The following is a 24,332-nucleotide window of genomic DNA, read 5'->3' on the forward strand; positions in this document are numbered from 1 at the left end:
CAGATTTAAGATCAGGTATCAGCTATTTCGGTTATTGGTCATGGGAGGCTGCTGCTGTAACTTGGTTTGGTATCGATGATAGTAGCTATCGAGAACATCAATTTTACCCTAAAGACTTGGTGGATTTTGCCAAAGCACAAGATCAACAACTGACAGAAGAAAGTGTGGTCGAAAGAATAAAAGTTCAAGGAGGAGGGCAATGTTTAAAAACAGGTTATTGGAGCACACCTGCACAACCTGGAACTCGTCGATACTTTACTCAAGGAGATGTATTGCCAACACTTCCAAATGCGGATTGGGGTATCGTGTTTTGGTATTTTAGTGGTGAAGAATAACTTGAAATAAATAGATGTAGATGACTTATTTAATATTGAATAACAATATCAAAATAACTCCTAAACAGAATTTAAGAAAAACGATGCTGAATTGCTTATTTCACAATATAAATATGATGAGCTAAATTAAATTTACATTCAAAACAAGAGGTAAATTGATATGACACTGAAAACAATCCGTTATAACGCAGGCGAATTAGCATGCTGTATGTTGTAATTGTTCAGTATTCTCCAATTAAAAATTGATGTTGTAGAGGTGTGGCTATACAACATCAATGGTTTAAATCAGCAATAAAACAATCAGCAAAAATAGATAAAACAAAAAGATTAAACTATAAACTCTAGAGCCGTAAAGGCTCTTTTTTTATAGGTTTATAGAAGAGTGAGATATTTAGATAAGTATTTAATTACTCAATCTCATGCACGGCATTAAAGACTTCAACAGGTTCGATACGGACTAATTTTTTACCAAAACTTCTGAGCCACCAAACCAGTTGAGAGGTAAAAGGAACAACCGCACTAATTTGATAAAGTTGATCATTCAGTGCTTCAACTTTTTGTTCTTTACTGAGTTGGCTTTCGGTAAAATATTGTGCATCATCTTCGTGCATAATGAGTTTTAACTCGACATTCTCGGTCGGTTTTGAAAAATCTACTCGGAAACCCAAAGCACCAGAGTCGATATAGGTATCAATATCAAAATCAACAGGATGCAAAGCACGTGTATCCAAAACTGTTGCTGATTTAAAACGATGCAAAGCAAAAGTTTGTACGTCAGATTTATCATGACGCGTGCAAATCAGATAAATAATTGCACCTTTTTGAACGAGGCCTAAAGGATTGAGCAAATAAGATTTGTCTTCACCTAGATGCCCACGAGAACGGTAAATACATTCAATTTGTTTGTCTTGTAATAGACCTTCATAAATCGCTTGTTGTGCATGGCGTTCAACCAAGGGGGGAATCACAGGTTGTGTTGCAGGGACGATGCGTACACGATTAATCCATTGTCGAACATTGTTTTGGGTTGATAAGCTACGTTTAGCCAAGTCAAACCATGGGTTCATTTCGTCAATCAGGCTAGGGGGTAGCAAGTGTTTTAGATGCTCTTCAACCATCATAAATGTGACCGCTTGTGAACTGGTCATATGTGGCAAGCTTTGAATTGGTGCATCTGAGCGCCAGCGCCAACCTTGTGGAACCGTTTTATTGCTTTCAATTGGGAAGCGTTGCGCAATTTGATTTAAGTCACGTTGAATTGTTCTTAAACTGATTTCAATCCCTTCACGTTCTAATACTTCTTGTAATTCGCGTGTACCCATCCATTTTCCAGTAGAAAGACGGGAAAGGATTTGCCATTGGCGATACAGGCTATTTGACGTTTCTTTTTCTTGTGCAGGCATGTTGGATATCAATAAAATGGTAAAAGTTTATGGGAGCAGAATCTCTAACACAATAGAAAATTACGGCACATTTCGCAAGTTATATCCTTAAAAAAGTGTTTAAGTATTGATAATCAGAACAAAAATATGCGTTAAGAATTTATATTTGCTCAATCAATCCCCATACGATAGACAAAACTATTTAGAAAACCTACATAGTATTGGCATTTAAATTGCTAATTTAATTTTGCCACTAAAGTACCTAAAAGAGGTATGTATGCTAAAAGAAACTATAGATACACATTCAAGCGTTACAAGTTATACAGAACAAACCATTTTGCCTGTTATAGAAGCAAAAGAGCAGGCTGTAGGGAGCGATCAAACATCGCAGATGAAACAAGCCTTACCTGAACAAGTATCCCTCCATCACGGTTTAAAAAACCAAACTAATCAGTTGAGTATGCAAATCGAAAAACAACACGCTGCACAGCATTTGCTGAAACAAACCAACTCTATTTTTTTTAATGAATTGACGGATGATCAGGTTTTATCCCCTACGGTTGTCAATAAAATTGAAGATTGGCTGTCTAAGCATAGTATCTATGAGCTTGAACAACTCAATACATTGGCACAGGAGCATTTTTTATATCAAGGTATTACATTTGCGGTTTATGGTGAGAAAGCGGGTATTGAACGAACTATTCCGTTTGATCTCATTCCTAGAGTGATTGCCAAGCAGCAATGGAAAACCATAGAAGCTGGGTGTACGCAACGGATTAAGGCATTAAACCTTTTTTTAGCTGACATTTACCATGAGCAAAGTATTTTAAAAGACGGCTTGATTCCTGAACTTCAAGTGTTAACCCATGAAGCCTATCAACCTGTGATGTTAAATCATAGATTGAATGGCAATATTTATAGTCAAATTAGTGGTATTGATATCGTTCGGGACAGTAAAGGAGAGTTTTTTGTTTTAGAAGACAACTTACGTACGCCATCAGGTGTGTCGTATATGTTAGAAAGTCGTAAGATGAGTCAAAAACTTATGCCTGAATTGTGTCATCAATATGGGGCAGGGATTGAACAGTACCCGCAATTACTGCGTGAAATATTGGCTGAAAATTCTAAAGCAGATGCGCCATTGATCGTTGTGCTGAGTCCTGGTCGTTATAATAGTGCTTACTATGAGCATGCTTTCCTTGCAAGAGAGATGGGTGTTCCTTTGGTAACATCACGTGATCTTTTTGTTGAGAACGATAAGGTTTATGTGAAAACCATCCGTGGATGTAAACAAGTTGATGTAGTTTATAGGCGTTTGGATGATGGTTTTTTGGATCCATTGAGTTTCAGACCTGATAGCACACTCGGCGTAGCAGGATTAATGTCTGCTTATTTAAGTCATAATGTCGTGATAGCCAATGCACCTGGCACAGGTGTAGCAGATGATAAGTCAATCTATCCTTATGTTGATCAAATGATCAGCTATTATCTGAATGAAAAGCCAATTTTATCCAATGTGCCAACGTATCAATGTCGTGAACCTTATGCACTGGATTATGTACTGAGCCATTTAGATCAATTGGTGGTGAAAGAAGCTCAGGGGTCTGGTGGTTACGGTATGTTAATCGGCCCACAAGCGACTGAACAGGATATTGATTTATTTAGAATGAAATTAATCGCCTCGCCATCGGCTTATATTGCACAACCGACTTTAGATTTGTCTGTTGCGCCTACTTTAACTTCACAAGGAATTGTGGAGCGTCATATTGATTTACGTCCATTTATCTTGAGTTCACCTGAGCGAATTGAAATTGTACCAGGCGGTTTAACCCGAGTAGCGATGCAACAGGGCTCCTTGGTGGTCAATTCATCGCAAGGTGGTGGGATTAAGGATACATGGGTGATTGATGAATTTTCTTATTAGAACATTCATATCCGTAGGGACGGTTGGTATTGCAGAAATGAGTTACCAATAATTTCTAACGAACCAAAGGGGAGTGAACATGATTTTATTAAGTACGAATGCACAAAATATATTTTGGTTAGGTCGTTATTTGACCCGTATACAATATTTATGTAGCCAGTTTCCATTCAAAAATAATACTTCAGCATTGGATTATGCGCATGCATTTTGTTTGCCTGCATTCGATGCATCTTCATTGAATGAAATGATTTTGGATTCAGAACAGCCAGCGTCTTTTCATCAACAATTTCAAAATGCAAAGAATAATATTTATGATTTACGTGGCGTTATTTCTGCGCAGTCTTTTGCAGAGTTAAACCAGTTATTACAACAAGCTGAAAAAAATGCTGGTTTTATTTGCGATGTTTGTGATGAATGTAATGATGTTTTAGAGGCAGAAGAAGATGAGCTGTTGTTTTTATTTTTTAGTTTAGGTCAGAAAATGGAACAATTAGATCGTCAAATTCGCTTAAAACAAACGAGTGTGCAAACTTTACACGCCTTAGATGGGTTAATAGAGCGCTTGGACCAGCAGGGTATGGCCAGTTTGCCAGATGCATGGGGGGAACTTAAAAAGCAGCCTGATAGTATGCGTTATTATCATTTTAGTGATCATATTGACTCTTTATTTGAAATGGTTCGCTTATGAAGCTCATGATTAATCATCAAACCCATTATCAATATTCAGACTGGGCGAAAAATAGTATTCAATACATCAAAATGATGCCTCAAACTAATGAGCATCAGCAGATTCACACATGGGATGTGAGTGTTCCAGGTCAAAAGCACATTAAAAAAGATGCATTTAATAATATTTGGTTGACCAGTACACAGCGAGAGCCTTATCAGCAAATGTTGATTATGGCTCAAGGTATTGTAGAAGTTAATTTTGAAAATCAGTTTGGTATCACAAACTCGTTATCGCCAGCATTATTTTTACAACCAACTACAACAACGCTGTGTAATAGTGAAATGTTGGCGTTTGCAAAGTGTTATGTAGATCAACGGACTGTATTGAATTTTCAGAAATTAGCAGAAGCTTTATTGAATTATATGCCGTATACCACAGCGAGTACTTCGGTGACACATACGGCAATAGAGTCATTTTCGATGCGTCAAGGCGTATGTCAGGATCATAGTCACGTATTTATTGCGATGGCCAAAGCACTTGACGTTCCTGCTCGTTATGCTTCTGGGTATTTATATGTACAAAATCAATCTCATTTAGCCAGTCATGCATGGGCCGAGATTTTTTTAGACGGTCAATGGCATGTTATTGATGTAAGTAATCAAATTTTCCGACCTGATGCGCATGTTTATGTGGCAATAGGTCGTGATTACTGGGATGTTGCACCAGTACGAGGCATAAGAGAGCAAGGTGGCATTGAAACCATGTACTCGATTGTTCAAGTACTTGCATGTTGAAAAATTGAATGGTAAATAATGTGTTTGAATTATGTATCGTATGTATAAAACCATATTTTTAGACCAGCTGCGGGTTTGAATTTTCAAATGCTTTGAAAGGTAGTTCCATGACGTATTGTTGTGCTTTAAGACTCAAACAGGGTTTAGTGTTCATTAGTGATACACGAACCAATGCAGGGGTAGATCATATTTCTGTTTTCAGAAAGCTCTATACTTTTGGGGTTGAGGGTGAACGTTTTATTTGTATTCAAACTTCTGGGAATTTAGCAACGACTCAGGCTGTCATTGGTCATTTAGAAAATCATCTTGCTTTGAAACAGGAACCTAACTTATATAGTGTGAATACCATGTTTGAGGTTGCAGGTTTGGTTGGGCAAACCTTGCGGAAAGTGATCGCTGATGTCACAAATGATACTCAAGAACAAAGTAATTATTTCTGTAGCTTGTTGGTCGGAGGTCAAATCAAAGGCGAAGAAATGCAACTTTATAATATTTATCCGCAAGGGAATTTTATTTCTGCAACCAGCGATACACCGTATTTTCAAATCGGTGAGAGTAAGTATGGTAAACCAATTTTAGACCGTGCATTGAGTTACGATATGCCTTTAGATGAAGCATTGCGTTGTAGCTTAATTTCTTTTGACTCAACTTTACGTTCAAATGTTTCCGTGGGTTTACCTTTGGATGCAATGATTTATTTAAAAGATTCTTTAACTCATCCAAGTGGTAAAAGAATTACTGAAGATGACCCGTATTTCCAACATATCAGTAAACAATGGTCTGAGACACTAAAAAAAGGTTTACAGGATTTACCAAAACCAACGGATGATTATTTTAAGTAATATTTCAAACAATATTTGAAGTTATTTAATTTTAATTCTCATATAAGTAGATTAATAAGATGTATTAATCATCAATTTAATTTAGATTATATCATTCATAAAGCAGCTAAAATATATTTGAGAAAATACATAAATGATTCAGCTATGTTATGCAAGTCGAACCTCGTCATCTGAGCATGAAGTTTTAAATGATTTAAGAGAAATTTTAAGCGAAGCTCGAAATTTTAATACTCAGCATAATATTCACGGTGTTTTGTATTTTGCAGATGAGTATTTTTTTCAGTGTTTAGAAGGTGAAGAAGCTTCAATAAAGTTTTTGTTTGAAAAATTGATTCGTGATCCAAGACATCATCAAATCAAACTCTTTAAAACAACTGCTGTAGTTGAAGAGGGACATTTTTCACAATGGTCAATGAAATATGTAAGACGCAATAGCCAAATTCAGCAATATTTTAATGATAAAGGTTATGACAGTTTTCAGCCATTAAGTTTAAAAGATGAAGAAATTCCTGAATTATTAGCTTTATTGTATGAAATTGAACAAGTAGAAGTATAAATCATAAAAATCCAAGCATGTGCTTGGATTTTTTTATCGCAAAAACTAAATCTGTTTACGGACTGGGCGAGCGCTTAAACGGCACAATAATTCATAACCAATGGTCCCATTTGCTTCAGCAACATCATCGACTAAGCGATCTTTGCCCCATAGTTCAACTGCTGTACCCAATGCTACATTTAAATTTGTGACATCCACGGCAATCATATCCATCGACACACGGCCAATTACACGGGTCTTTTGTCCTTGAATGGATACATAGTTTTGTTTTGGGAAGGCGCGTGGGTAGCCATCACCATAACCAATTGATATTATAGCAATATCCATGGCTTGCTCAGCAGTAAATGTGGAGCCATATCCAACTGATTCACCTGCCTGAATATGATTCAGTGCAATAATTTCAGCGGTAAAAGTCATTACAGGCTGAATGTCTAAGTCATGTACGGACTTGTTTGCAAATGGTGATGTACCATAAAGCATAATACCTGGGCGAACATAATCGAAATTCAGCTCAGGCCATTTAAAGATCGCTGCAGAATTACAACATGAAGCCAAGATAGGTTCACACGCTTGTTTTACCTGTAGGAATTGATTTTTTTGTTGTTCATTTAACGGATGGTCTTCTGCATCTGCATTGGCAAAATGCATTGCCAAAACACACGTAAATCCTGCTGCTTTGAGTGAGTGAATTACATCAACAATTTCCGATGCTTTAAAACCTAAACGGTTCATACCGCTATTCAGTTTTACCCATACTTTTAAGTCTTTGGCTATATATTGTTGTTTATACTCGAGTAACCATTCAACTTGAACGGAATGATGCACAAGAACTTCAATGTTATTTTCAATCACGGTTGTCATCTCGTCCGCATTGAAAATACCTTCAATTAAGGTCACGGGTTGTAGATAACCCAATTCACGTATTTCTAAAGCTTCTTGTAGACAGGCAACACCAAATGCATCCGTTGAACTTAAGGCGGCCAAACAGTCTTTTACTCCATGTCCATAAGCATTGGCTTTGACCATACTTACAATTTTAGCGGTTGGGGCAAGTTGTTTGACACGGTTTAAATTATATTGCAGTGCTTTACTGTCAATATAAACTGTTGCTTGGCGCACCCTAGTACTCCTTTGGGAACACAAATATTGAATTGTGCTTAAAACTGAGATTGTGAATAAAATAAAGGTTTTAAATCTGTAGAACGATATAAAACGGTGAATATTCTAGACCTATCAAGCCCAAATAAACATAAACATTTGTGTTTTGAATCAAGATCACATTTAGTATCGATAAAATTTACATGACCTGATATGTACCATTCGTCTTGCACATAATTTGTAAAAATATAGAACTTTATTTTTTATATAAAATCGTACATTTTATATTCAAATTTATCAATTTATTTGAGAGGGGAATATGGGAGCATGGTCACATGAACCTTTTGGAAATGATACTGCCTGTGATTGGGCTTATGAGTTTGAAGAAGGTGATGGTTATGTGGTGATTGAAGATGCTTTCAATCAAATCATAGAAATGGCAAAAGAAGAATTTATCGATGCTGATATTGGCTGTATTGCACATGCCGCCGCAGATGTTTTGGTAAAATCTTTTGCTGATGCTATCGGCGAAGAAGATGATTATCCCGAACCCGTAGAAAAGTGGTTAGAACAGAATAAAAATAAAACCAATTATGCGCTTATTCCCAAAGCAAAGCGTGCCTTGAATTTATTGACCAGTGAAAATTCAGAATTGGATGAGCTGTGGCGAGATTCAGATGATTATGAGCAATGGATACAGAATATAGATGCATTAAAAGAGACTTTAAGTTCAAAAGTTTGAATTTAAAAATCTCTTTTTTATTCAATAAATAAATTTGGAATAGTCTTATTCTTCATCTTCATACTGGGCATAATACTCAGGTGACAAGTTACTAAAACGTGTATATTGCCCTTCGAAAGCTAAACGAACTGTACCAATTGGACCGTTACGTTGCTTACCAATGATAATTTCTGCTGTTCCCGCTTCTTTTGATTCTTTGTTATAAACTTCATCACGGTAAATAAACATAATTAAATCGGCATCCTGCTCGATGGCACCAGATTCACGTAAATCTGACATGACAGGGCGTTTGTTCGGGCGATTCTCTAGAGAACGGTTTAACTGAGAAAGTGCAATCACAGGGCACATCATTTCTTTTGCTAAAGCTTTGAGTGAGCGAGAAATTTCACCAATTTCACCTACACGGTTGTCACCCATACCAGGAACTTTCATCAATTGTAGGTAGTCAATCATGATGCAACCGAGTTTGCCACCATGTTGTTTGGCAATGCGTCGAGCACGTGCGCGTACTTCCGTGGGTGGAAGTGCTGAAGAATCATCAATATATAAATGTTTTTCTTGTAATTGCAGAATTGTGCCTGTGACTTTAGACCATTCATCGCCATCCAGCTTTCCAGAGCGCAAATGTCCTTGGTGCACTTTACCATAGGCAGAAATCAAACGCATAGCGATCGAATCTGCGGGCATTTCCATGGAGAATACCAAAGCAGGTAAGTCACAGTTAAATAAAACACTTTCGACTAAATTCATGGCAAAAGTGGTTTTCCCCATCGATGGACGTGCTGCGACAATGATCATGTCACCTGCTTGCATCCCCGAGGTTTTGTTGTCCAGCTCCATAAAGCCAGTGGTTAAACCTGTAATATTGCCATCAAGTTGAGAAAGTTCATTTAATTTATCAAAAACATCAGCAACAACAGAGGTAATCGGTTTTGGCCCTTGCGCTTTGGCATTGTTATTATGTTGTTCTGCAATTGAGAAAATATTGGTTTCAGCAAGATCTAAAATCTCACTGACATCACGCCCTTTGGTGTCATAGGCATTTTGAAGAATTTCATTGCTGACTTTAATCATGCTTCTGAGTGTTGAAAATTCTTTAATTTTCCCCGCATAAGTTTCAAGATTATAGAAACTTGATGGTGAATCTGCCATTAGCTGCATCAAATATTCTTCACCACCGATTGCATCGAGTAAGTTTTGTTTGATTAGCCAATCATTGACCAAGACAGCATCATAAGGTGAGTTCTCTTGTGCAAGTTTTTCAATTGCACGGAAAATGTATTTATGACGTGTCGCATAAAAATCATTTTCATTTAAAGTATCACTGACTTGTTCAAAAGATTCAGCAACGGTCATCAATGCAGCAAGTACAGCTTGTTCAATCGCCAAATTATGAGGAGGCGTACGAAATTCCTTTAACTGTGCATTTTCATTATTTTTTGCGTCAGCTTTAAAAGTATTTGTAGAAGCATTGGCAGTAGCCTGAGACATATAAAACCTTGATTTTTAAATGTTGAGTAAAATAAAAACAATATTGATTAAACTTTACATCGATCTATTTAAGTGTACAACAGAATGCGCAAGAAGGGCGTATTATTCAGGTGAAATAATAAAAACACAGCGAAAAGCTAAATCGTAAAGATAAAAAAAGAGCATGCGATTGCATGCTCTTTTTTGATGAAGAAATTACTCAGATACGATAGTAACGAGAACTTCTGCAACAACATCATGATGCAATTGGATTGCGATGTTGAATTCACCAGTATGACGAAGCGCACCGTTCGGTAAACGAACTTCAGCACGGTCTACAGTAAGACCAGCATTCGTTAACGCGTCAGCGATGTCACGTGTACCGATTGAACCGAATAGTTTACCTTCGTCACCAGCTTTAGCAGTGATTACGATGTTAACTTCGTTCAATTGGTCAGCACGTGCTTGAGCAGCAGCTAAAATTTCAGCTTCTTGCTTTTCAAGTTCCGCACGACGAGCTTCAAAAGCAGCAGTATTCGCTTCAGTCGCTGCAACTGCTTTACCTTGAGGGATAAGGAAGTTACGGCCGTAACCAGCTTTAACTGATACTTTATCGCCTAATTTACCAAGGTTTTTAATGCGTTGTAATAAAATAATATCCACGGCTCAACCTCACTTATGATTGTCAGTGTAAGGAATCAATGCTAAATAGCGAGCTTGCTTGATCGCAAGTGCTAATTGGCGTTGATAACGAGCTTTAGTACCTGTAATACGGCTAGGAACGATCTTGCCATTTTCAGTGATGTACTGTTTTAAAGTGTCGATATCTTTGTAGTCGATGTACGTAACGTTCTCAGCTGTAAAGCGGCAGAACTTGCGACGACGGTAAAAACGTGCCATTGATGTTCTCCTTAAGCTTCAGCAGAGTCTTGAGCGTGTTGTGCTTCTTCACGCTGTGCTTTACGCGCGCGTTTTTCTTCAGCACTTTTCGCCAATAATGACTCTTCAGTGATCGCGTTTTCACGACGAATAATAACGTTACGAAGGATTGCATCGTTATAACGGAACAATTCTTCTAATTCATTAAGCGTAGTTTGGTTACATTCAATGTTCATTAAAATGTAGTGCGCTTTGTGAATTTTGTTAATTGGGTATGCCAATTGGCGACGGCCCCAATCTTCAAGACGGTGAATTTGACCTTCAGCATCTTTAATGTGAGAGATATAGCGTTCTACCATACCTACCACTTGATCGCTTTGGTCTGGGTGTACCAGAATTACGATTTCGTAGTGACGCATTGTCAGCTCCTTACGGTTTATGCAGCCCCAATCTATTTAATTCGTTAAAGAAAAGATCGAAGCAAGGAGTCACAATCAACGTTAACTTAAACAGTTAACAGATTGTGTCGCAAAAATTGCGAGCGCCTATTATAGGAAAGTTTAGCCATAAACACAATTTAATATTCAAATATTTATCGGTGAATCTATACAATGACTTTTACAGATTCACGACAGAATAGGATTGAGCGAATCACTAAATTAAGATCAAGATGAATACAAATAATATCTGGAATTTCACCATGCTCAATTACAGTACAGAAAAACTCGAAACGATTGAAAGTTATATTGAAAATCCAACATCAGATTTTTATTATGATGTTTTTGATGGTCGTTATGACATCGTTATGGTTGTGGATTGGAAAGAGGACGATGAGGAAATTATTGGTTATTGTGAAAATATTTTAGAAACAGGGCACTTATCTGCTGAAATTGAAGATGTAGATAATCAGCAAGGTTTTACCATTACGATTCATTATGCAGATAAATCTTTAGTCATCCCTTATCAAGGGGAAGGTGCAGATCGAGATACCACATTGTTTGCCTTGAATGAAATTTTGCAACCTGATTATGAAATTCGCTTTTGTAAAGTATCTGATGGTTCAGATACCTTAGATTTTATTCCGCTTCCGAAAATTCTATGGCATCGTTTAGATATGAAATATGCAGGGAAAATGGATGAGCTATTTGAACGATTTACAGAGAATTCAGTGTTCTTTGGTGATTAAGTGTATAATTAAAAAGCATTATTTTCGCAATAAGAAAACTACATAACCTTTAAAATTTGGATCGGTGTCAAACTTAAGTTGCCGATCCCATTCACCATGTTGTACCAAGCCTATTTTGTAGGGTAGTTTCATTGCTGAAACTTTTCTTAAATACATGTGATAGTGAGGAATAGTCGTAGAACCTTGATAGGTTTGAATGACCATTTCATTAATATTTTCACGAAATAGCCTCAGTGTTTCTTTATTTTGAATATTCGTCCAGTCCATTAAACTGGTGATACTGAGTTGATATTGCTGTGGAAGCTGTTTTCTAAGTTGTTGTAAAAATAAGCCATATTCATGAAGATTTTTTGTTCTTGCATCGAAATCTATTTGGATCCCTTGAATATGATTACCTGAGTTTTCCCATTGTAGAACACGCTTTAGAATTTTATCCAATTCGTGGTGTTGCCAATTCAAGTGGTGATTGCGAAAGACTAACCATACTTTTTGATGTGGAATGTTTAGTACTGAAACACCTTGAGGCATCAGAATGGATTGTTTTGAAGCTTTATCAATTCTAATTTCGCCTTGTAAAACATAAACGTGTTTGGCTTTGTTTAAATAGGGTGCAGATTTAATCTCCCCCCAAATCCAAAAGGCATCATAGTCATTGGCATCTATGTGATATGAAGATGATGATGCAGCAGATTGGCTCGGTTGACAGGCAATTAAGCTCAACATACAACTGGTAGCAATTAGAGCCGAACAAATCTGCTTAAACATCAATGGATCACCAGTAATACTTTAAAGATTTTGCCCAAGTTGTATTTGGGTAATCACTTTTTATTTGGTCATACCATTGTTTACGCACGCTTTTTGCAACCTCTTGGTCAGCACAATCATTAATGCCACTTGGTGAATAACACATGATTGCACGATAAAGTGCATAAGCCTGTAAATCACCTTTAGGGCCTGATTTAATTAAGCGCTTATAAACTTCCCCACGAGTAAATGGTTTACCTTGAAATGAGCTCAGGTCATTCTCTTCATTGAGTTGGTAGGGGAGCCCATAATGTGGACTACGAACGTATTCACCCATACAGATATTCAATAAAGGATCTGACGGAGACTTTTCTAATTGTCCAGTCAGTGTTGCCAAGTCTGAGCATTTGAGTTGTGTCGTGATAGTTGAACCATTCCAAATAAAATCTGCAAATGGTGGTTTGTTCTTCAGTTTTTCTGCACCTTCATAGTTTTTATATTGTGCTGCATCTTTCGGTAAATATTTATAATATTGATTAAATAACGCATAATTTTTATGCGCTAAAGATTTGTTGAGTAAGGTATAAATAGCAGCTTGCTTTTGATCAAGATTGGCCTCGTTACTTTGTATGATCTTTTGTAAAGATGCTTCATTGGCTTTGGAAATGATAAAGCGTTTTTGTAAATTGATTTGTTTGATGGTTAGATTTTTACCAATAAAGGCATTGACCTCTTGTTTAGAATTGAGATGATTTGACAGCGCAGTTTCAAACAAACCGCGTTGGTAGTTATTTTTTGATTTACTGAGCCATTGTGACCAATATTGTTCAGCTTGAGCTGGATTATTTTTTTCTAAAATTTGCCCTTTCAAAAAGACCTGACTGAGTTGTAGATAGTTATTGGCGGAAGAAATGTCTTTTGGTAAGTAATTTAAAGCTTCTTGAGTTTTGTTTTGAACATAAAAAAGATGTACAGCTTGTAAATATTGAAATAACTCAGCGTGGTTTTTGAAAATATCTTTTTGTGCACTCAACTGTGCCCAAGTGATTGGTTTATCGTTTTCCGATGATGATTCACGCATTTGCATCAAATCATAAGTTGCTAAAAAGAAAGGATCTTTTAAATGTTTTACATTGAAGTATTGGCTACCAAATACACGGCGGTCTATTTCCGCAGGGATTTGATTTATTTCTAAATTATAGTATTTAGATTGAGGATTTTGTATTTGCCATACAATTTCATTGACCAGTAAATCTTGACGACCTGTGAGCCAAAAACCACGGCGCATGTAGCCACGTGCGCTAGCCGCGTATTGGCCATTTGGATAAATTTTTAAATAACTGGTGATATTGTCTAGGAATTGCTTTAGAAGATTTTGATTGATTTTATCTAAATCTACATCGCCATACTGATTTGTCCCCGTCGCATAAGCCATATTTAAACTTGAACGAATGAGCATATATTGAGAGGTTTCTTTTAACCATGCGTCATCAACAGTACTTAATACTGAATATATCTTAGTTGCTGTAGAAAGGTTAGTATTGTAAAAAGCAATAGTTGCATTTAAGTAAGATGCGTATTGGCGAGCAGTAGTTGACCATTGCGAGTCAACAGACAGTAGTGGAATTTTATGATTGCATTCAGAAATTTTCTTACGTTCTGCGATGAGGCTTTGTTTTTCTTGAGCAGAAAGATTTTTATTATTTTTGACTTGCTCGATAAAACTGATTTGTCCACTCGCTAAAGTTGCGCAACGTTCATCATAATAACCCTCAGTTTCTTTAAATTGTGTACGGTTATTTGTGATTTTATTTTCAGCCATGCTGGTTAAGGTTGTGGAATCAAACGGTACAGTCGCATAAGTTGAATCCCACAAGTTTAAATCGCCTTGGTACGGTTTAATCTTGGCTAAACCAAGGTCACTGAGCAATAAAATCATATTGCTATGATTATCATTGGCAGGGACGAATACAGGTAAATTACTACAGTCAGAATATACTTTACCTTGCATGCTAAAGTCAGGATTACAGATATCTTCAACTCCTGCATGTGTAGCTGAGCTATATGAAAATAAAGGTAAAGCAGAACTGAATAATACGGTATAGAGGAAAGATTTTTTAGATATCATCATGGGCTTAAAATTTGTAATTCTTAGTTAGATGATAACAAGGGAATGCAATGAGAAAAATAGAAAACAACAATTAAAGTAAAGAAATTGAGAAAGAAAAAAGATAGAGTTGAACTCTATCTTTTTAGAAAAGCGGTAAATGTGGTGCAGGGGAGATGTAGCTAAAACTAAAGCTAAAACTTAAAGCGGTAATTAAAATTACAGAATATAAGAAATATTTTTTCGCCCAAAGCTGGTCATTTTCTGCTTTAAAACCAATGATAGACAAATACACCCAGTAGGCACATAGAGCATTAAAGGTAATTAAGAAGAAAATATTGGTATAGCCAAAGCAATATAAGCCATTTAACACTGCGGCAAATAACAACACATAAATTAAACTTTCAACTTTTGTGCGATATATAGAGCGTGCAACAGGTAAAATTGGAATATTCGCATTTTTATAATCATCAAAGCGATAGACTGCAATTCCCCAAGAATGCGGCATTTGCCAAAGTGCATAAGCTAAAAAAAGCAATAATGCAGCAACATCAAACTCATGAGAAACAGCGGTATAACCAATGACAGGAGGGCTTGCGCCAGAAATACTACCAATTACTGTTTGGTGAATGGTGGTACGTTTACTCCAAAGACTATAAAAAATGACATAAACCACAAAACCGAGTACTGCAAAGCCAAAAGCGTAGGCGTTGACAAAAAACCACAACAAGGCAAAGCCAATTAAACCCAATACTGCAGAGAAAATTAAAGCAACTGTAGGATGAATGGTTTTTTTGACAAGGGCACGATTCATTGTGCGTTGCATTTTTTGGTCAATGTCTTGGTCAATGACATTGTTGACAACACAACCTGAAGCAACCACAAGTGTTGTTCCAAGAAGGGTAATGAGAAGCAATAGGAAATCTACTGAACCTTGAGCGGCTAAGAAAAAGCCGCCCAAAGTGGTAACGAAGTTACCGAAGAGAATTCCTGGTTTAGTCAGGAATAGATATTTCTTCAACATGACACCCTAGAGCATCATGTTTGAATGTAAGTAGTTCATGATCCAAACAGAACCAATTAGAAGGATTGCAATGGTCAGAATCGTATAGATAAAAGCAATCACATTCCAACGCTGTTCAGAAGATGAGTTCATGTGCAAGAAGAATACCAATTGAACAAGAACCTGAGCAATCGCAGTAATTGCAATCGTTGCAACAACTACACCGCCAGTCATTCCGCTCATCACCATCCCGAACGGGATGATGGTGAGTAAAACAGAAAGAATAAAACCAATTGTGTATTGCTTGATATTACCGTGCGATGCACCAGCAGCATTATGATCATGACTCATTATAAAGCTCCCAGTAAATAAACGACGCTGAATACACAGATCCAAACGATGTCTAGGAAGTGCCAGAACAAGCTTAAGCATGCAAGACGGCGAGTGTTAGGAAGAGTCAAACCATATTTCTTGATTTGAATCATCAACACGATCATCCATACGAGACCAGAAGTTACGTGAATACCATGCGTACCAACTAAAGTGAAGAACGCAGATAAGAACGCACTGTGGCTAGGACCATGACCAGCGTGAACTAAATGATTGAACTCATAAAGTTCCATACCAATAAATGTAGCACCGAAGAGCCATGTGATCACTAACCACAATAGAACTTGATTTACATTTTTCTTGTATGAAGCAAGAACCGCAAAACCAAAAGTTACAGAAGAGATCAAGAGAGCAAAGGTTTCAACAAGTACGAAACCTAAAGACTCACCGAATAACTCTTTTGGACTTGGAGTACCAGGCGGAATATGACTGCTTAATACAGCGAACGCGATGAAGAGTGTACCGAATAAAATCAAGTCACTCATCAAGTAAGTCCAAAAACCAAAGACGGTGATGTCTGTATCATCGTGATGATGATGCTCGTCGTGTCCGTGGTTGTCGTGATGAAGTACTTCAGTCATGTCTTTAGTCCTTCTTCAAGTATTTTTCAAGTAAAGCATAACGCTCGTTTTCGATACGTTCTACTTCGGCAGCAGGGACATAGTAATCCACTTTTTTAGTGAATGAACTTACGATGAAGCTAATTACAGCTGCAAGGAAAGTTACCACAACAAGCCACCAAACATGCCAAATTAAAGCGAAGCCCATAACAGTAATGAACATTGCAATGACAAAGCCAGCAGCACGGTCAGTTGGCATATGAATGTCTTCATATTTCGCAGGACGTGCATACGCTACACCATTTTCTTTGTCATTCCAGAAACTATCAATACCATTGATTTTTGGAATTTCAGCAAAGTTATAAAATGGAGCCGGAGATGAAGTTGACCATTCAAGGACACGACCATCCCAAGGATCGCCAGTGTGGTCCATGTTTTCATTGCGTTGTAGGTAACCTACGACGACTTGCATGATGAAACATGCAATACCGATTGCAACAAGAACAGCACCAAATAATGCGATTGCAAGGTATGGATCCCATTCTGGGTTGTCATAAGTATTCAAACGACGTGTCATACCCATGAAACCAAGGATATATAACGGCATGAATGCAAAATAGAAACCGAAGAACCAGAACCAGAAAGACGCTTTGCCCCAAGTCTCATTTAACTTCCAACCAAACATTTTCGGCCAGTAGAAAGTGATACCTGCAAATAGACCAAATACTACACCACCAATAATAACGTTATGGAAGTGAGCAATAAGGAATAAAGAGTTATGAACAAGGAAATCCGCTGGTGGAACAGCCATCAATACACCTGTTAAACCACCGATACCGAAAGTCACAAGGAAACCTAGTGTCCAGTACATAGGTGATGTAAAGGTAATACGACCCTTATACATGGTGAATAACCATGAGAAGATCTTCACACCTGTTGGGATCGCGATGATCATTGTCATGATACCGAAGAAGGCATTGACATTTGCGCCTGCACCCATCGTAAAGAAGTGGTGAAGCCATACAACGAATGAAAGAACTGTAATCGCAACAGTCGCGTATACCATTGATTTGTAACCAAACAATGTTTTACGAGAGAATGTTGAAACGATTTCTGAGTAAAGACCAAATGCAGGCAATACCAAGATATATACTTCAGGGTGACCCCATGTCCAAATCAAGTTCACATAAAGCATTGGGCTACCGCCAAGCTCATTGGTGAAGAAGTGGAAACCGAAGTAACGGTCAAGGGTTAACATTGCAATTGTTGCAGTCAATACTGGGAATGCCGCGATGATTAATACAGCTGTACAAAGTGCAGTCCATGTAAAAATCGGCATGTCCATCAGTTTCATACCTGGTGCACGCATTTTAATGATGGTAACAAAGAAGTTAACACCCGTTAAAAGCGTACCTAGGCCTGAAATCTGTAGTGCCCAAATATAGTAGTCAACACCAACACCAGGAGAATACTGAATGCCTGAAAGAGGAGGGTAAGCCATCCAACCAGTCGCAGCAAATTCACCCAATACAAGTGAAGCCATCATCAGACCTGCAGCGCCAGCAAATAACCAGAAGCTCACAGAGTTTAATAATGGGAATGCAACATCTCGTGCACCAATTTGAAGAGGTACAGTGATGTTCATCATACCTACAACAAGACCCATTGCTACGAAGAAGATCATGATTACACCATGTGCGGTGAAGATCTGATCGTAGTGGTCAGGATGTAAGTAACCTTCACCGCCACCTTTTGCAAGGAACAGTTGAAGACGCATCATGATTGCATCGGCGAAACCACGTAATAACATGATGACTGATACAAAAATGTACATGATACCAATTTTTTTATGGTCTACAGATTTGAACCATACATTCCAAAGGTAGCCCCATTTTTTAAAATAGGTGATACCACCAATAACTGCAATTGCACCAAGAGCCATAATAACCATGGTCACAAGTACAATAGGCTCTTTAGGGATCGCATCCCAGTTGAGTTTACCTAATAACAAAGACATGTCTTATTCCCCTACAGCAGCGGTGTGTTCAACAGATGCATGTCCAGCTGCCGCATGGTCTGCACCATGGTAGTTGCTCATGTATGTATTGATAATACGCTTGAATAGGTCTGGCTCTACTGAAGAATAATAAGTCACAACGTGAGGCTTAGTAGGGAATGGACCTTTACGTTCAGCTTCATGTGCAAGTGCTATTTCTTCTGGAGTATGAGCATTGTTGACCATTGCTTCAATCTGATGTTTAGAACGGTCACCATCTTTGAGAGTGGCAAATTCAGCTTGATCTAAAACAGTTTTTTGAACTGCTTCTGGATTGATTGAAGTACCTTTGCCTGCTTTAACAGCTTCAACCCAAGTGTTGAAATCTGCGTCAGACACTGCATGCGCTCTAAAACGCATTTGAGTGAAACCATAGCCACTATAGTTTGCAGAGAATCCACGGTAACCCTCAGCTGGGCTCGGTTGATCTGCAAGCATGTGCAATTTAGTTTGCATACCCGCCATAGCATAAACCTGACCTGCTAACTTAGGAATGAAGAAAGAGTTCATTGTAAAGTTAGAAGTGATTTGAAATTCAATCGGTTTATTGACTGGGAAACGAACTTCGTTAATTGTAGCTATTTGTTGTTCAGGATAGATAAATACCCATTTAAACTGTTCAGCAACGGCTTGAATTTTTAAATGGTCTTCCATTTCACCTTGAGCATTTGTTAATGGTCTGTATGGGTCATATTGATGTGAACCCCACCATGTTAAATACGCAAGAATAGCAATAATAATACAAGGAATACCCCAAACTACAATTTCAATTGCAGTAGAGTGTGCCCATGTAGGTTTATAGTCTGCATCTTTATTTGACGCACGATATTTCCAACCAAACCACAATGCCATAATAACTGATGGAATCACCACCAAAAGCATTAAATAGATCGCTTTCATCATCAAGTCACTTTGACCTGAAGCTACTGGACCTTTAGAGTTTAGAAGTACTATATCACCACCACACCCAGTTAAGAGCGCAGCTAGCGTAGATAAAGACAATACAGCTAAAATCGTTTGTCTCATTTTACAACCTCGGTGAAGAGTCCCATTCCCTATTTAAATATGGGATAGCGATTAAAGTGTCGCATGATTGAAAATGACTATTATTTACAAATAACAAGCATTCTCAATGATCTGACACCGCTACGTTGTAGGGCATTATGCCTCATCTAGACAAACTTATCTATAGATAACGTTGCTTTAAATGTTTGTTATAAAAACCAAATTTTTTACTCGGAATTAATGACCGATCAGTATGTTTATTTTTAAAATCAATATTATGGAAATAAAAAGGGATGACGAATCATCCCGAATAAGATTTGCAAATTTATTGCTTTATCACCTTGGTTCTGGCTAATTTGTCATGCAAAGTTTGACGTTTTGAACTCAAGGCGAAAGCATGATCGATGATGGTGATAAATGGCATGAAAATCATATTCAAGAAGATGAAAATAACACTACGCACTAGAAAAACTCGAGTTAAGTTGACTTTTTCATCTGTGTTGGCATCCACGATTTTGATTTTTGCGATTTTCTTACCTAAGCTTTGTCCAGATTTCGCAAGGAAAAAGGCTTGTACTGCTAACATGATAATGATGTAAAAGAAAACGCTTTGCCAAGCTTCTACAGGGATTAAATTGAGCAATTCTTGTTGGTATTGCACCATTTGATTTGAATTGGTGCTATTTTGCATTTTTTGCTGTAATGCATTGAGCTGAGTAATTTGATTCGGTTCTAAAAAGAATGAAGGAATGGCTGCTGCAGGTAACCACAGTAGAAGATCTAAAAATTTAGCAGAGATCCGTGATCCAAAGCTAGCCAGCTCTTGTGGCGCTTTTTTTTCTACGCGAACATTCTGAATGGTATTATTCTGATGGTGACTTTCAGGTGTAGTGATTGATGGCGCAACATACCCAACAGGTGTATATACAAGCTGACCTTGTGTAAGTTCACCAAGTGCCTTCCATTCAGTCATACCTTGATGCCAAGCTAAATCCGTCAATAAGACTTGTTGACTCGCAAGCATTTGATTGAGTTGTTCAATGGTATATGGCCCAGCTTGTTGATTATTTCTCGCCAAGTAAATCTGCATAAAACTAAATTCTCAAAATAAATCCAAACATACAAAAAACGTAGATGAAAAAAAGACCCTACGAGAGGGTCTTTTTTAACACGTTTTATTAAACTTGTTTAGTCTTTTCTTCAGCTAAGAAGAACCAAGTATCTAAAACTGAGTCAGGGTTAAGTGAAACAGATTCAATTCCTTGCTCCATTAACCATTTTGCAAGATCAGGATGGTCTGAAGGGCCTTGACCACAAATACCGACATATTTACCTGCTTTACGGCAAGCATGAATTGCCATTGAAAGTAATGCTTTAACAGCTGGATCACGCTCATCAAACAGGTGAGAAACGATACCAGAGTCACGGTCTAAACCAAGTGTTAACTGAGTTAAGTCATTTGAACCGATAGAGAAACCATCAAAATGTTCAAGGAACTGTTCAGCCAATAATGCATTCGTTGGTAGTTCACACATCATGATCACTTTAAGACCATTTTCACCACGTCTTAAGCCATTTTGTGCCAATAACTCAATTACACGTTTCGCTTCAGTCACAGTACGTACGAAAGGAATCATGATTTGAATATTGGTTAAGCCCATTTCATCACGAGCTTTTTTCAATGCACGGCATTCTAATTCGAAGCAATCACGGAAGTTGTCAGATACATAGCGACTTGCGCCACGGAAACCTAACATTGGGTTTTCTTCTTCTGGCTCGTAAAGTTTACCACCGATCAAGTTTGCATATTCATTTGACTTAAAGTCAGACATACGCACAATGACGGGTTTATCCGAAAATGCAGCCGCAAGAGTAGAAATACCTTCAACCAGTTTTTCAACATAGAATTCGATTGGAGATGCATAACCCGCAGTACGCGCCATAACAGCAGCACGTGTTTCACGTGGTAGGCTGTCGATGTTTAATAATGCTTTTGGATGCACACCAATCATACGGTTAATGATGAACTCTAGACGTGCAAGGCCAATCCCTTCGTTTGGAATTTGAGCGAAGTCAAATGCACGATCAGGGTTACCGACGTTCATCATGATCTTGAACGGAAGTTTTGGCATAGATTCAATTGAATTACGCTGAATTTCAAAATCCAACGAACCTTCATAGATGAACCCTGTATCACCCTCAGCACATGAGACAGTGACTTCTTGACCGTCAGTCAAGACTTCAGTGGCATTACCACAACCTACGATCGCAGGAACACCAAGTTCACGTGCAATAATTGCAGCGTGACAAGTACGACCACCACGGTTAGTGACAATCGCAGCAGCACGTTTCATTACTGGTTCCCAATCTGGGTCAGTCATGTCTGAAACAAGAACATCACCTTCTTGTACTTTGTCCATTTCTTTAATAGAAGTGACAATACGTACTTTACCTGAACCAATGCGTTGACCGATTGAACGACCTTCACAAAGTACAGTGCCTTTTTGTTTAAGCAGGTAACGTTCCATTGTGCCGACATTTTCACGGCTTTTTACAGTTTCAGGACGTGCTTGAACGATATAGATTTGACCATCGTCACCATCTTTCGCCCATTCGATATCCATTGGAGAACCATAATGCTCTTCAATGATCAACGCTTGTTTAGCAAGTTCTTGAAGTTCTAAATCATTCAGTGCAAATTGTTGACGATCTGCTTTTTCTACGTCCACGACAACAACTGATTTACCCGCAGCACCTTCATCACCATAAATCATTTTTTGGTGCTTAGAACCTAGGTTACGGCGAATAACGGCATGTTTACCATTTCTGAGCAAAGGCTTAGAAACATAGAATTCGTCAGGGTTTACTGCACCTTGTACAACCATTTCACCCAAACCATAAGAGGCAGTGATGAATACTGCTTCACGGAAACCAGATTCTGTATCGAGGGTAAACATTACACCCGCAGCACCTGTTTCAGAGCGAACCATACGTTGGATGCCCGCAGAGAGTGCAACAATATCGTGCGCAAAGTTTTGATGTACACGGTAAGCAATTGCACGGTCATTATAAAGTGAAGCAAACACTTCTTTAATTGCGATAAGGACATTGTCAATACCACGAATATTTAAGAAGGTTTCTTGTTGTCCAGCAAATGAAGCGTCTGGTAAATCTTCAGCAGTTGCTGATGAACGTACTGCAACTGCAATGTCAGGGTTACCATTTGAAAGCGCAGCGAAAGCTTCACGAACTTCTTTTTCAAGTCCTGCTGTAAGTGGAGTGTCTACGATCCATTGACGAATTTTTGCGCCAGTTTCTGCAAGTGCATTGACATCATCAACATTCAATACTGCAAGTTCAGCATTAATTTTTGCATTAAGACCGCTTTGTTCAAGGAATTCGCGATACGCTTCTGCAGTCGTTGCAAATCCACCGGGTACAGATACGCCAGCATTTGCTAAATGACTGATCATTTCCCCAAGTGAAGAATTTTTACCACCCACGATCTCTACGTCGTGTTTCCCTAGTTTTTCCAGACCGATTACGCGTGCTTCCAAAGTTGTTACTCCACTTTTGCAGTATTAATCACTATCTTGGCATGAAATTATAACAAAAAACTTAGCATTTTGATTCAACTAAGTGATAGTCATGTAAGATGGGGGTTACTATAAAGATTATACATCGCTAAGACAAATTTTTGAGGAGAATTTTAATGTCAGAAAGTAACCAGATAAAGCGCAGCGTTTTTTTCATTTCAGATGGTACCGCGATCACGGCAGAAACTCTTGGGCATTCATTATTAGCGCAATTCCCTCATGTAAAGTTTGATATTCATATTATTCCCTATATAACGTCTGAAGAAGCAGCGATGAATGTCGTCGAAGAAATCAATAAAAGTGCTGAAAAAGATGGGCAACAGCCTTTGGTGTTCGATACTTTAGTTGACCCTTATGTACGTGATATTATTAATACTGCAAATGCAGTAAATCTTGATGTTTTTGAAGGACTTATTAGTAAGTTATCTGATGTTTTGGGGACGCCACCTACAACTTTAGTCGGACAAACCCATGCAGTGACCGATTCTGAGTCATATAAAGCCCGTATTGATGCTGTTCATTTCGCTTTAGACAATGATGATGGGGCTAGAACACGACATTATGACAAAGCAGATTTGATCCTGATTGGTGTATCTCGTTCAGGCAAAACGCCGACCTCTATTTACTTGTCATTACAGTTTGGGATTCGTGTTGCAAACTATCCTTTAACCGAAGAAGACTTAGATGATAACCGTTTGCCAGCAGTGCTTAAAGAGCATAAGCACAAATTATTTGGCTTAATGATTGATGCTGAGCGCCTTGTTGCTATTCGTTCGGAACGTAAGGCGAATAGCCGTTATGCAAGTTTTAGCCAGTGCCAAATGGAGCTTCGTGCGGTGGAAGGTATTTACATTTCAGAAGGCATTAAATATCTCAATGTTTCAGAAATGTCAATTGAGGAAATTTCTACTCGTGTTTTACAAATGACAGGTTTAAAGCGTCGTATTGGTTAAATAACCTCAGAATTTTCAAGTCATATTGTAATGATAGTGT

At 38.0% G+C, this 24,332-nt stretch carries 24 protein-coding genes; 9 read left to right on the plus strand and 15 right to left on the minus strand.

Features of this window, described 5'->3' with window-relative positions:
- Nucleotides 1-335: PoNe immunity protein domain-containing protein (locus D7V20_RS08000; RefSeq protein WP_120383784.1), on the plus strand; the 335-nt coding region annotated here is incomplete at its 5' end.
- Between the two features lie 407 nt (nucleotides 336-742).
- Here the strand turns inward: D7V20_RS08000 and D7V20_RS08005 are convergent.
- Complete coding sequence (locus D7V20_RS08005; protein ID WP_120383785.1) at nucleotides 743-1,738, minus strand: helix-turn-helix transcriptional regulator; 996 nt, start codon at nucleotides 1,736-1,738, stop codon at nucleotides 743-745.
- Between the two features lie 370 nt (nucleotides 1,739-2,108).
- On the opposite strand from D7V20_RS08005, the gene D7V20_RS08010 reads away from it, so the two are divergent.
- From D7V20_RS08010 to D7V20_RS08030, 5 genes are all read left to right on the plus strand, one after another.
- The gene (locus D7V20_RS08010) at nucleotides 2,109-3,641 is read left to right on the plus strand and encodes a circularly permuted type 2 ATP-grasp protein (RefSeq protein WP_120383853.1); all 1,533 of its coding nucleotides are present in this window, start codon (nucleotides 2,109-2,111) and stop codon (nucleotides 3,639-3,641) included.
- A gap of 79 nt (nucleotides 3,642-3,720) precedes the next feature.
- On the plus strand, nucleotides 3,721-4,329 hold the full coding sequence (locus D7V20_RS08015; RefSeq protein WP_120383786.1) for an alpha-E domain-containing protein: 609 nt from the start codon (nucleotides 3,721-3,723) through the stop codon (nucleotides 4,327-4,329).
- On the plus strand, nucleotides 4,326-5,105 hold the full coding sequence (locus D7V20_RS08020) for a transglutaminase family protein (protein WP_120383787.1): 780 nt from the start codon (nucleotides 4,326-4,328) through the stop codon (nucleotides 5,103-5,105). The genes D7V20_RS08015 and D7V20_RS08020 overlap by 4 nt, the downstream gene beginning before the upstream one ends.
- 107 nt (nucleotides 5,106-5,212) lie before the next feature.
- Nucleotides 5,213-5,947, plus strand: a complete 735-nt coding sequence (locus tag D7V20_RS08025; RefSeq protein WP_120383788.1) for a proteasome-type protease — start codon at nucleotides 5,213-5,215, stop codon at nucleotides 5,945-5,947.
- Nucleotides 5,948-6,080: 133 nt separating this feature from the next.
- Nucleotides 6,081-6,503, plus strand: coding sequence for a BLUF domain-containing protein (locus tag D7V20_RS08030; protein WP_120383789.1), 423 nt, complete (start codon nucleotides 6,081-6,083; stop codon nucleotides 6,501-6,503).
- 45 nt (nucleotides 6,504-6,548) lie between these two features.
- On the opposite strand, the gene alr is transcribed toward D7V20_RS08030, so the two are convergent.
- A complete protein-coding gene (alr, locus tag D7V20_RS08035; protein ID WP_120383790.1) occupies nucleotides 6,549-7,622 on the minus strand; it encodes an alanine racemase in 1,074 nt (357 codons plus the stop codon).
- 298 nt (nucleotides 7,623-7,920) lie between these two features.
- On the opposite strand from alr, the gene D7V20_RS08040 reads away from it, so the two are divergent.
- Nucleotides 7,921-8,343 (plus strand): DUF4259 domain-containing protein, encoded by a 423-nt coding sequence (locus D7V20_RS08040; RefSeq protein WP_120383791.1) that lies wholly within the window; start codon nucleotides 7,921-7,923, stop codon nucleotides 8,341-8,343.
- A gap of 45 nt (nucleotides 8,344-8,388) precedes the next feature.
- On the opposite strand, the gene dnaB is transcribed toward D7V20_RS08040, so the two are convergent.
- The 4 genes from dnaB to rpsF all read right to left on the minus strand — a co-directional run bounded on the left by dnaB (nucleotide 8,389) and on the right by rpsF (nucleotide 11,111).
- Nucleotides 8,389-9,834, minus strand: a complete 1,446-nt coding sequence (gene dnaB, locus D7V20_RS08045) for a replicative DNA helicase (protein WP_120383792.1) — start codon at nucleotides 9,832-9,834, stop codon at nucleotides 8,389-8,391.
- A 195-nt stretch (nucleotides 9,835-10,029) separates the two neighbouring features.
- Nucleotides 10,030-10,476 carry a 50S ribosomal protein L9 gene (rplI, locus tag D7V20_RS08050; protein ID WP_120383793.1) on the minus strand — a complete coding sequence of 149 codons (447 nt, stop codon included), beginning with the start codon at nucleotides 10,474-10,476 and terminating at the stop codon, nucleotides 10,030-10,032.
- A 9-nt stretch (nucleotides 10,477-10,485) separates the two neighbouring features.
- Nucleotides 10,486-10,713, minus strand: coding sequence for a 30S ribosomal protein S18 (gene rpsR / locus D7V20_RS08055; RefSeq protein ID WP_004719336.1), 228 nt, complete (start codon nucleotides 10,711-10,713; stop codon nucleotides 10,486-10,488).
- 11 nt (nucleotides 10,714-10,724) lie between these two features.
- Complete coding sequence (rpsF, locus tag D7V20_RS08060) at nucleotides 10,725-11,111, minus strand: 30S ribosomal protein S6 (RefSeq protein WP_010115947.1); 387 nt, start codon at nucleotides 11,109-11,111, stop codon at nucleotides 10,725-10,727.
- Between the two features lie 281 nt (nucleotides 11,112-11,392).
- Here rpsF and D7V20_RS08065 point away from each other — a divergent pair, with 281 nt between their 5' ends.
- Nucleotides 11,393-11,878, plus strand: a complete 486-nt coding sequence (locus D7V20_RS08065; protein WP_120383794.1) for a hypothetical protein — start codon at nucleotides 11,393-11,395, stop codon at nucleotides 11,876-11,878.
- Between the two features lie 18 nt (nucleotides 11,879-11,896).
- On the opposite strand, the gene D7V20_RS08070 is transcribed toward D7V20_RS08065, so the two are convergent.
- The 9 genes from D7V20_RS08070 to ppsA all read right to left on the minus strand — a co-directional run bounded on the left by D7V20_RS08070 (nucleotide 11,897) and on the right by ppsA (nucleotide 23,300).
- Nucleotides 11,897-12,643, minus strand: a complete 747-nt coding sequence (locus D7V20_RS08070) for a DUF3142 domain-containing protein (RefSeq protein WP_120383795.1) — start codon at nucleotides 12,641-12,643, stop codon at nucleotides 11,897-11,899.
- Between the two features lie 7 nt (nucleotides 12,644-12,650).
- Complete coding sequence (locus D7V20_RS08075; RefSeq protein ID WP_120383796.1) at nucleotides 12,651-14,753, minus strand: hypothetical protein; 2,103 nt, start codon at nucleotides 14,751-14,753, stop codon at nucleotides 12,651-12,653.
- Between the two features lie 121 nt (nucleotides 14,754-14,874).
- Nucleotides 14,875-15,753 carry a heme o synthase gene (cyoE, locus tag D7V20_RS08080; RefSeq protein ID WP_120383797.1) on the minus strand — a complete coding sequence of 293 codons (879 nt, stop codon included), beginning with the start codon at nucleotides 15,751-15,753 and terminating at the stop codon, nucleotides 14,875-14,877.
- Between the two features lie 6 nt (nucleotides 15,754-15,759).
- Complete coding sequence (gene cyoD / locus D7V20_RS08085) at nucleotides 15,760-16,086, minus strand: cytochrome o ubiquinol oxidase subunit IV (RefSeq protein ID WP_171407784.1); 327 nt, start codon at nucleotides 16,084-16,086, stop codon at nucleotides 15,760-15,762.
- Complete coding sequence (gene cyoC, locus D7V20_RS08090; protein WP_120383799.1) at nucleotides 16,083-16,703, minus strand: cytochrome o ubiquinol oxidase subunit III; 621 nt, start codon at nucleotides 16,701-16,703, stop codon at nucleotides 16,083-16,085. The genes cyoD and cyoC overlap by 4 nt, the downstream gene beginning before the upstream one ends.
- A 4-nt stretch (nucleotides 16,704-16,707) precedes the next feature.
- Nucleotides 16,708-18,699: a cytochrome o ubiquinol oxidase subunit I gene (gene cyoB / locus D7V20_RS08095; protein ID WP_120383800.1), complete on the minus strand. Its 1,992-nt coding sequence runs from the start codon at nucleotides 18,697-18,699 to the stop codon at nucleotides 16,708-16,710.
- A gap of 3 nt (nucleotides 18,700-18,702) precedes the next feature.
- Entirely contained in the window at nucleotides 18,703-19,764 is a 1,062-nt protein-coding gene (gene cyoA, locus D7V20_RS08100) for a ubiquinol oxidase subunit II (protein ID WP_120383801.1), read from the minus strand.
- A 304-nt stretch (nucleotides 19,765-20,068) separates the two neighbouring features.
- Nucleotides 20,069-20,833, minus strand: coding sequence for an RDD family protein (locus D7V20_RS08105; RefSeq protein WP_120383802.1), 765 nt, complete (start codon nucleotides 20,831-20,833; stop codon nucleotides 20,069-20,071).
- 88 nt (nucleotides 20,834-20,921) lie between these two features.
- The gene (gene ppsA / locus D7V20_RS08110; protein ID WP_120383803.1) at nucleotides 20,922-23,300 is read right to left on the minus strand and encodes a phosphoenolpyruvate synthase; all 2,379 of its coding nucleotides are present in this window, start codon (nucleotides 23,298-23,300) and stop codon (nucleotides 20,922-20,924) included.
- A gap of 155 nt (nucleotides 23,301-23,455) precedes the next feature.
- On the opposite strand from ppsA, the gene ppsR reads away from it, so the two are divergent.
- On the plus strand, nucleotides 23,456-24,292 hold the full coding sequence (gene ppsR, locus D7V20_RS08115) for a posphoenolpyruvate synthetase regulatory kinase/phosphorylase PpsR (protein WP_120383804.1): 837 nt from the start codon (nucleotides 23,456-23,458) through the stop codon (nucleotides 24,290-24,292).
- The last annotated feature ends 40 nt before the right edge of the window (nucleotides 24,293-24,332 follow it).

The organism is Acinetobacter rongchengensis (assembly GCF_003611475.1).
In the GTDB taxonomy this organism is placed as follows: Bacteria; Pseudomonadota; Gammaproteobacteria; order Pseudomonadales; family Moraxellaceae; genus Acinetobacter; species Acinetobacter rongchengensis.

Excerpts from the sequence above, each read along its gene's own strand:
- D7V20_RS08070 (WP_120383795.1), bottom strand. The coding sequence starts at position 12,643 with ATGTTTAAGCAGATTTGTTCGGCTCTAATTGCTACCAGTTGTATGTTG.
- D7V20_RS08075 (WP_120383796.1), bottom strand. The coding sequence starts at position 14,753 with ATGATGATATCTAAAAAATCTTTCCTCTATACCGTATTATTCAGTTCT.
- D7V20_RS08105 (WP_120383802.1), bottom strand. The coding sequence starts at position 20,833 with ATGCAGATTTACTTGGCGAGAAATAATCAACAAGCTGGGCCATATACC.
- D7V20_RS08005 (WP_120383785.1), bottom strand. The coding sequence starts at position 1,738 with ATGCCTGCACAAGAAAAAGAAACGTCAAATAGCCTGTATCGCCAATGG.
- cyoE (WP_120383797.1), bottom strand. The coding sequence starts at position 15,753 with ATGTTGAAGAAATATCTATTCCTGACTAAACCAGGAATTCTCTTCGGT.
- D7V20_RS08040 (WP_120383791.1), top strand. The coding sequence starts at position 7,921 with ATGGGAGCATGGTCACATGAACCTTTTGGAAATGATACTGCCTGTGAT.
- D7V20_RS08030 (WP_120383789.1), top strand. The coding sequence starts at position 6,081 with ATGATTCAGCTATGTTATGCAAGTCGAACCTCGTCATCTGAGCATGAA.
- cyoC (WP_120383799.1), bottom strand. The coding sequence starts at position 16,703 with ATGACTGAAGTACTTCATCACGACAACCACGGACACGACGAGCATCAT.
- cyoB (WP_120383800.1), bottom strand. The coding sequence starts at position 18,699 with ATGTCTTTGTTATTAGGTAAACTCAACTGGGATGCGATCCCTAAAGAG.
- dnaB (WP_120383792.1), bottom strand. The coding sequence starts at position 9,834 with ATGTCTCAGGCTACTGCCAATGCTTCTACAAATACTTTTAAAGCTGAC.
- D7V20_RS08020 (WP_120383787.1), top strand. The coding sequence starts at position 4,326 with ATGAAGCTCATGATTAATCATCAAACCCATTATCAATATTCAGACTGG.
- cyoA (WP_120383801.1), bottom strand. The coding sequence starts at position 19,764 with ATGAGACAAACGATTTTAGCTGTATTGTCTTTATCTACGCTAGCTGCG.
- D7V20_RS08015 (WP_120383786.1), top strand. The coding sequence starts at position 3,721 with ATGATTTTATTAAGTACGAATGCACAAAATATATTTTGGTTAGGTCGT.
- rpsF (WP_010115947.1), bottom strand. The coding sequence starts at position 11,111 with ATGCGTCACTACGAAATCGTAATTCTGGTACACCCAGACCAAAGCGAT.
- rpsR (WP_004719336.1), bottom strand. The coding sequence starts at position 10,713 with ATGGCACGTTTTTACCGTCGTCGCAAGTTCTGCCGCTTTACAGCTGAG.
- D7V20_RS08065 (WP_120383794.1), top strand. The coding sequence starts at position 11,393 with ATGCTCAATTACAGTACAGAAAAACTCGAAACGATTGAAAGTTATATT.
- D7V20_RS08010 (WP_120383853.1), top strand. The coding sequence starts at position 2,109 with ATGAAACAAGCCTTACCTGAACAAGTATCCCTCCATCACGGTTTAAAA.
- ppsR (WP_120383804.1), top strand. The coding sequence starts at position 23,456 with ATGTCAGAAAGTAACCAGATAAAGCGCAGCGTTTTTTTCATTTCAGAT.
- D7V20_RS08025 (WP_120383788.1), top strand. The coding sequence starts at position 5,213 with ATGACGTATTGTTGTGCTTTAAGACTCAAACAGGGTTTAGTGTTCATT.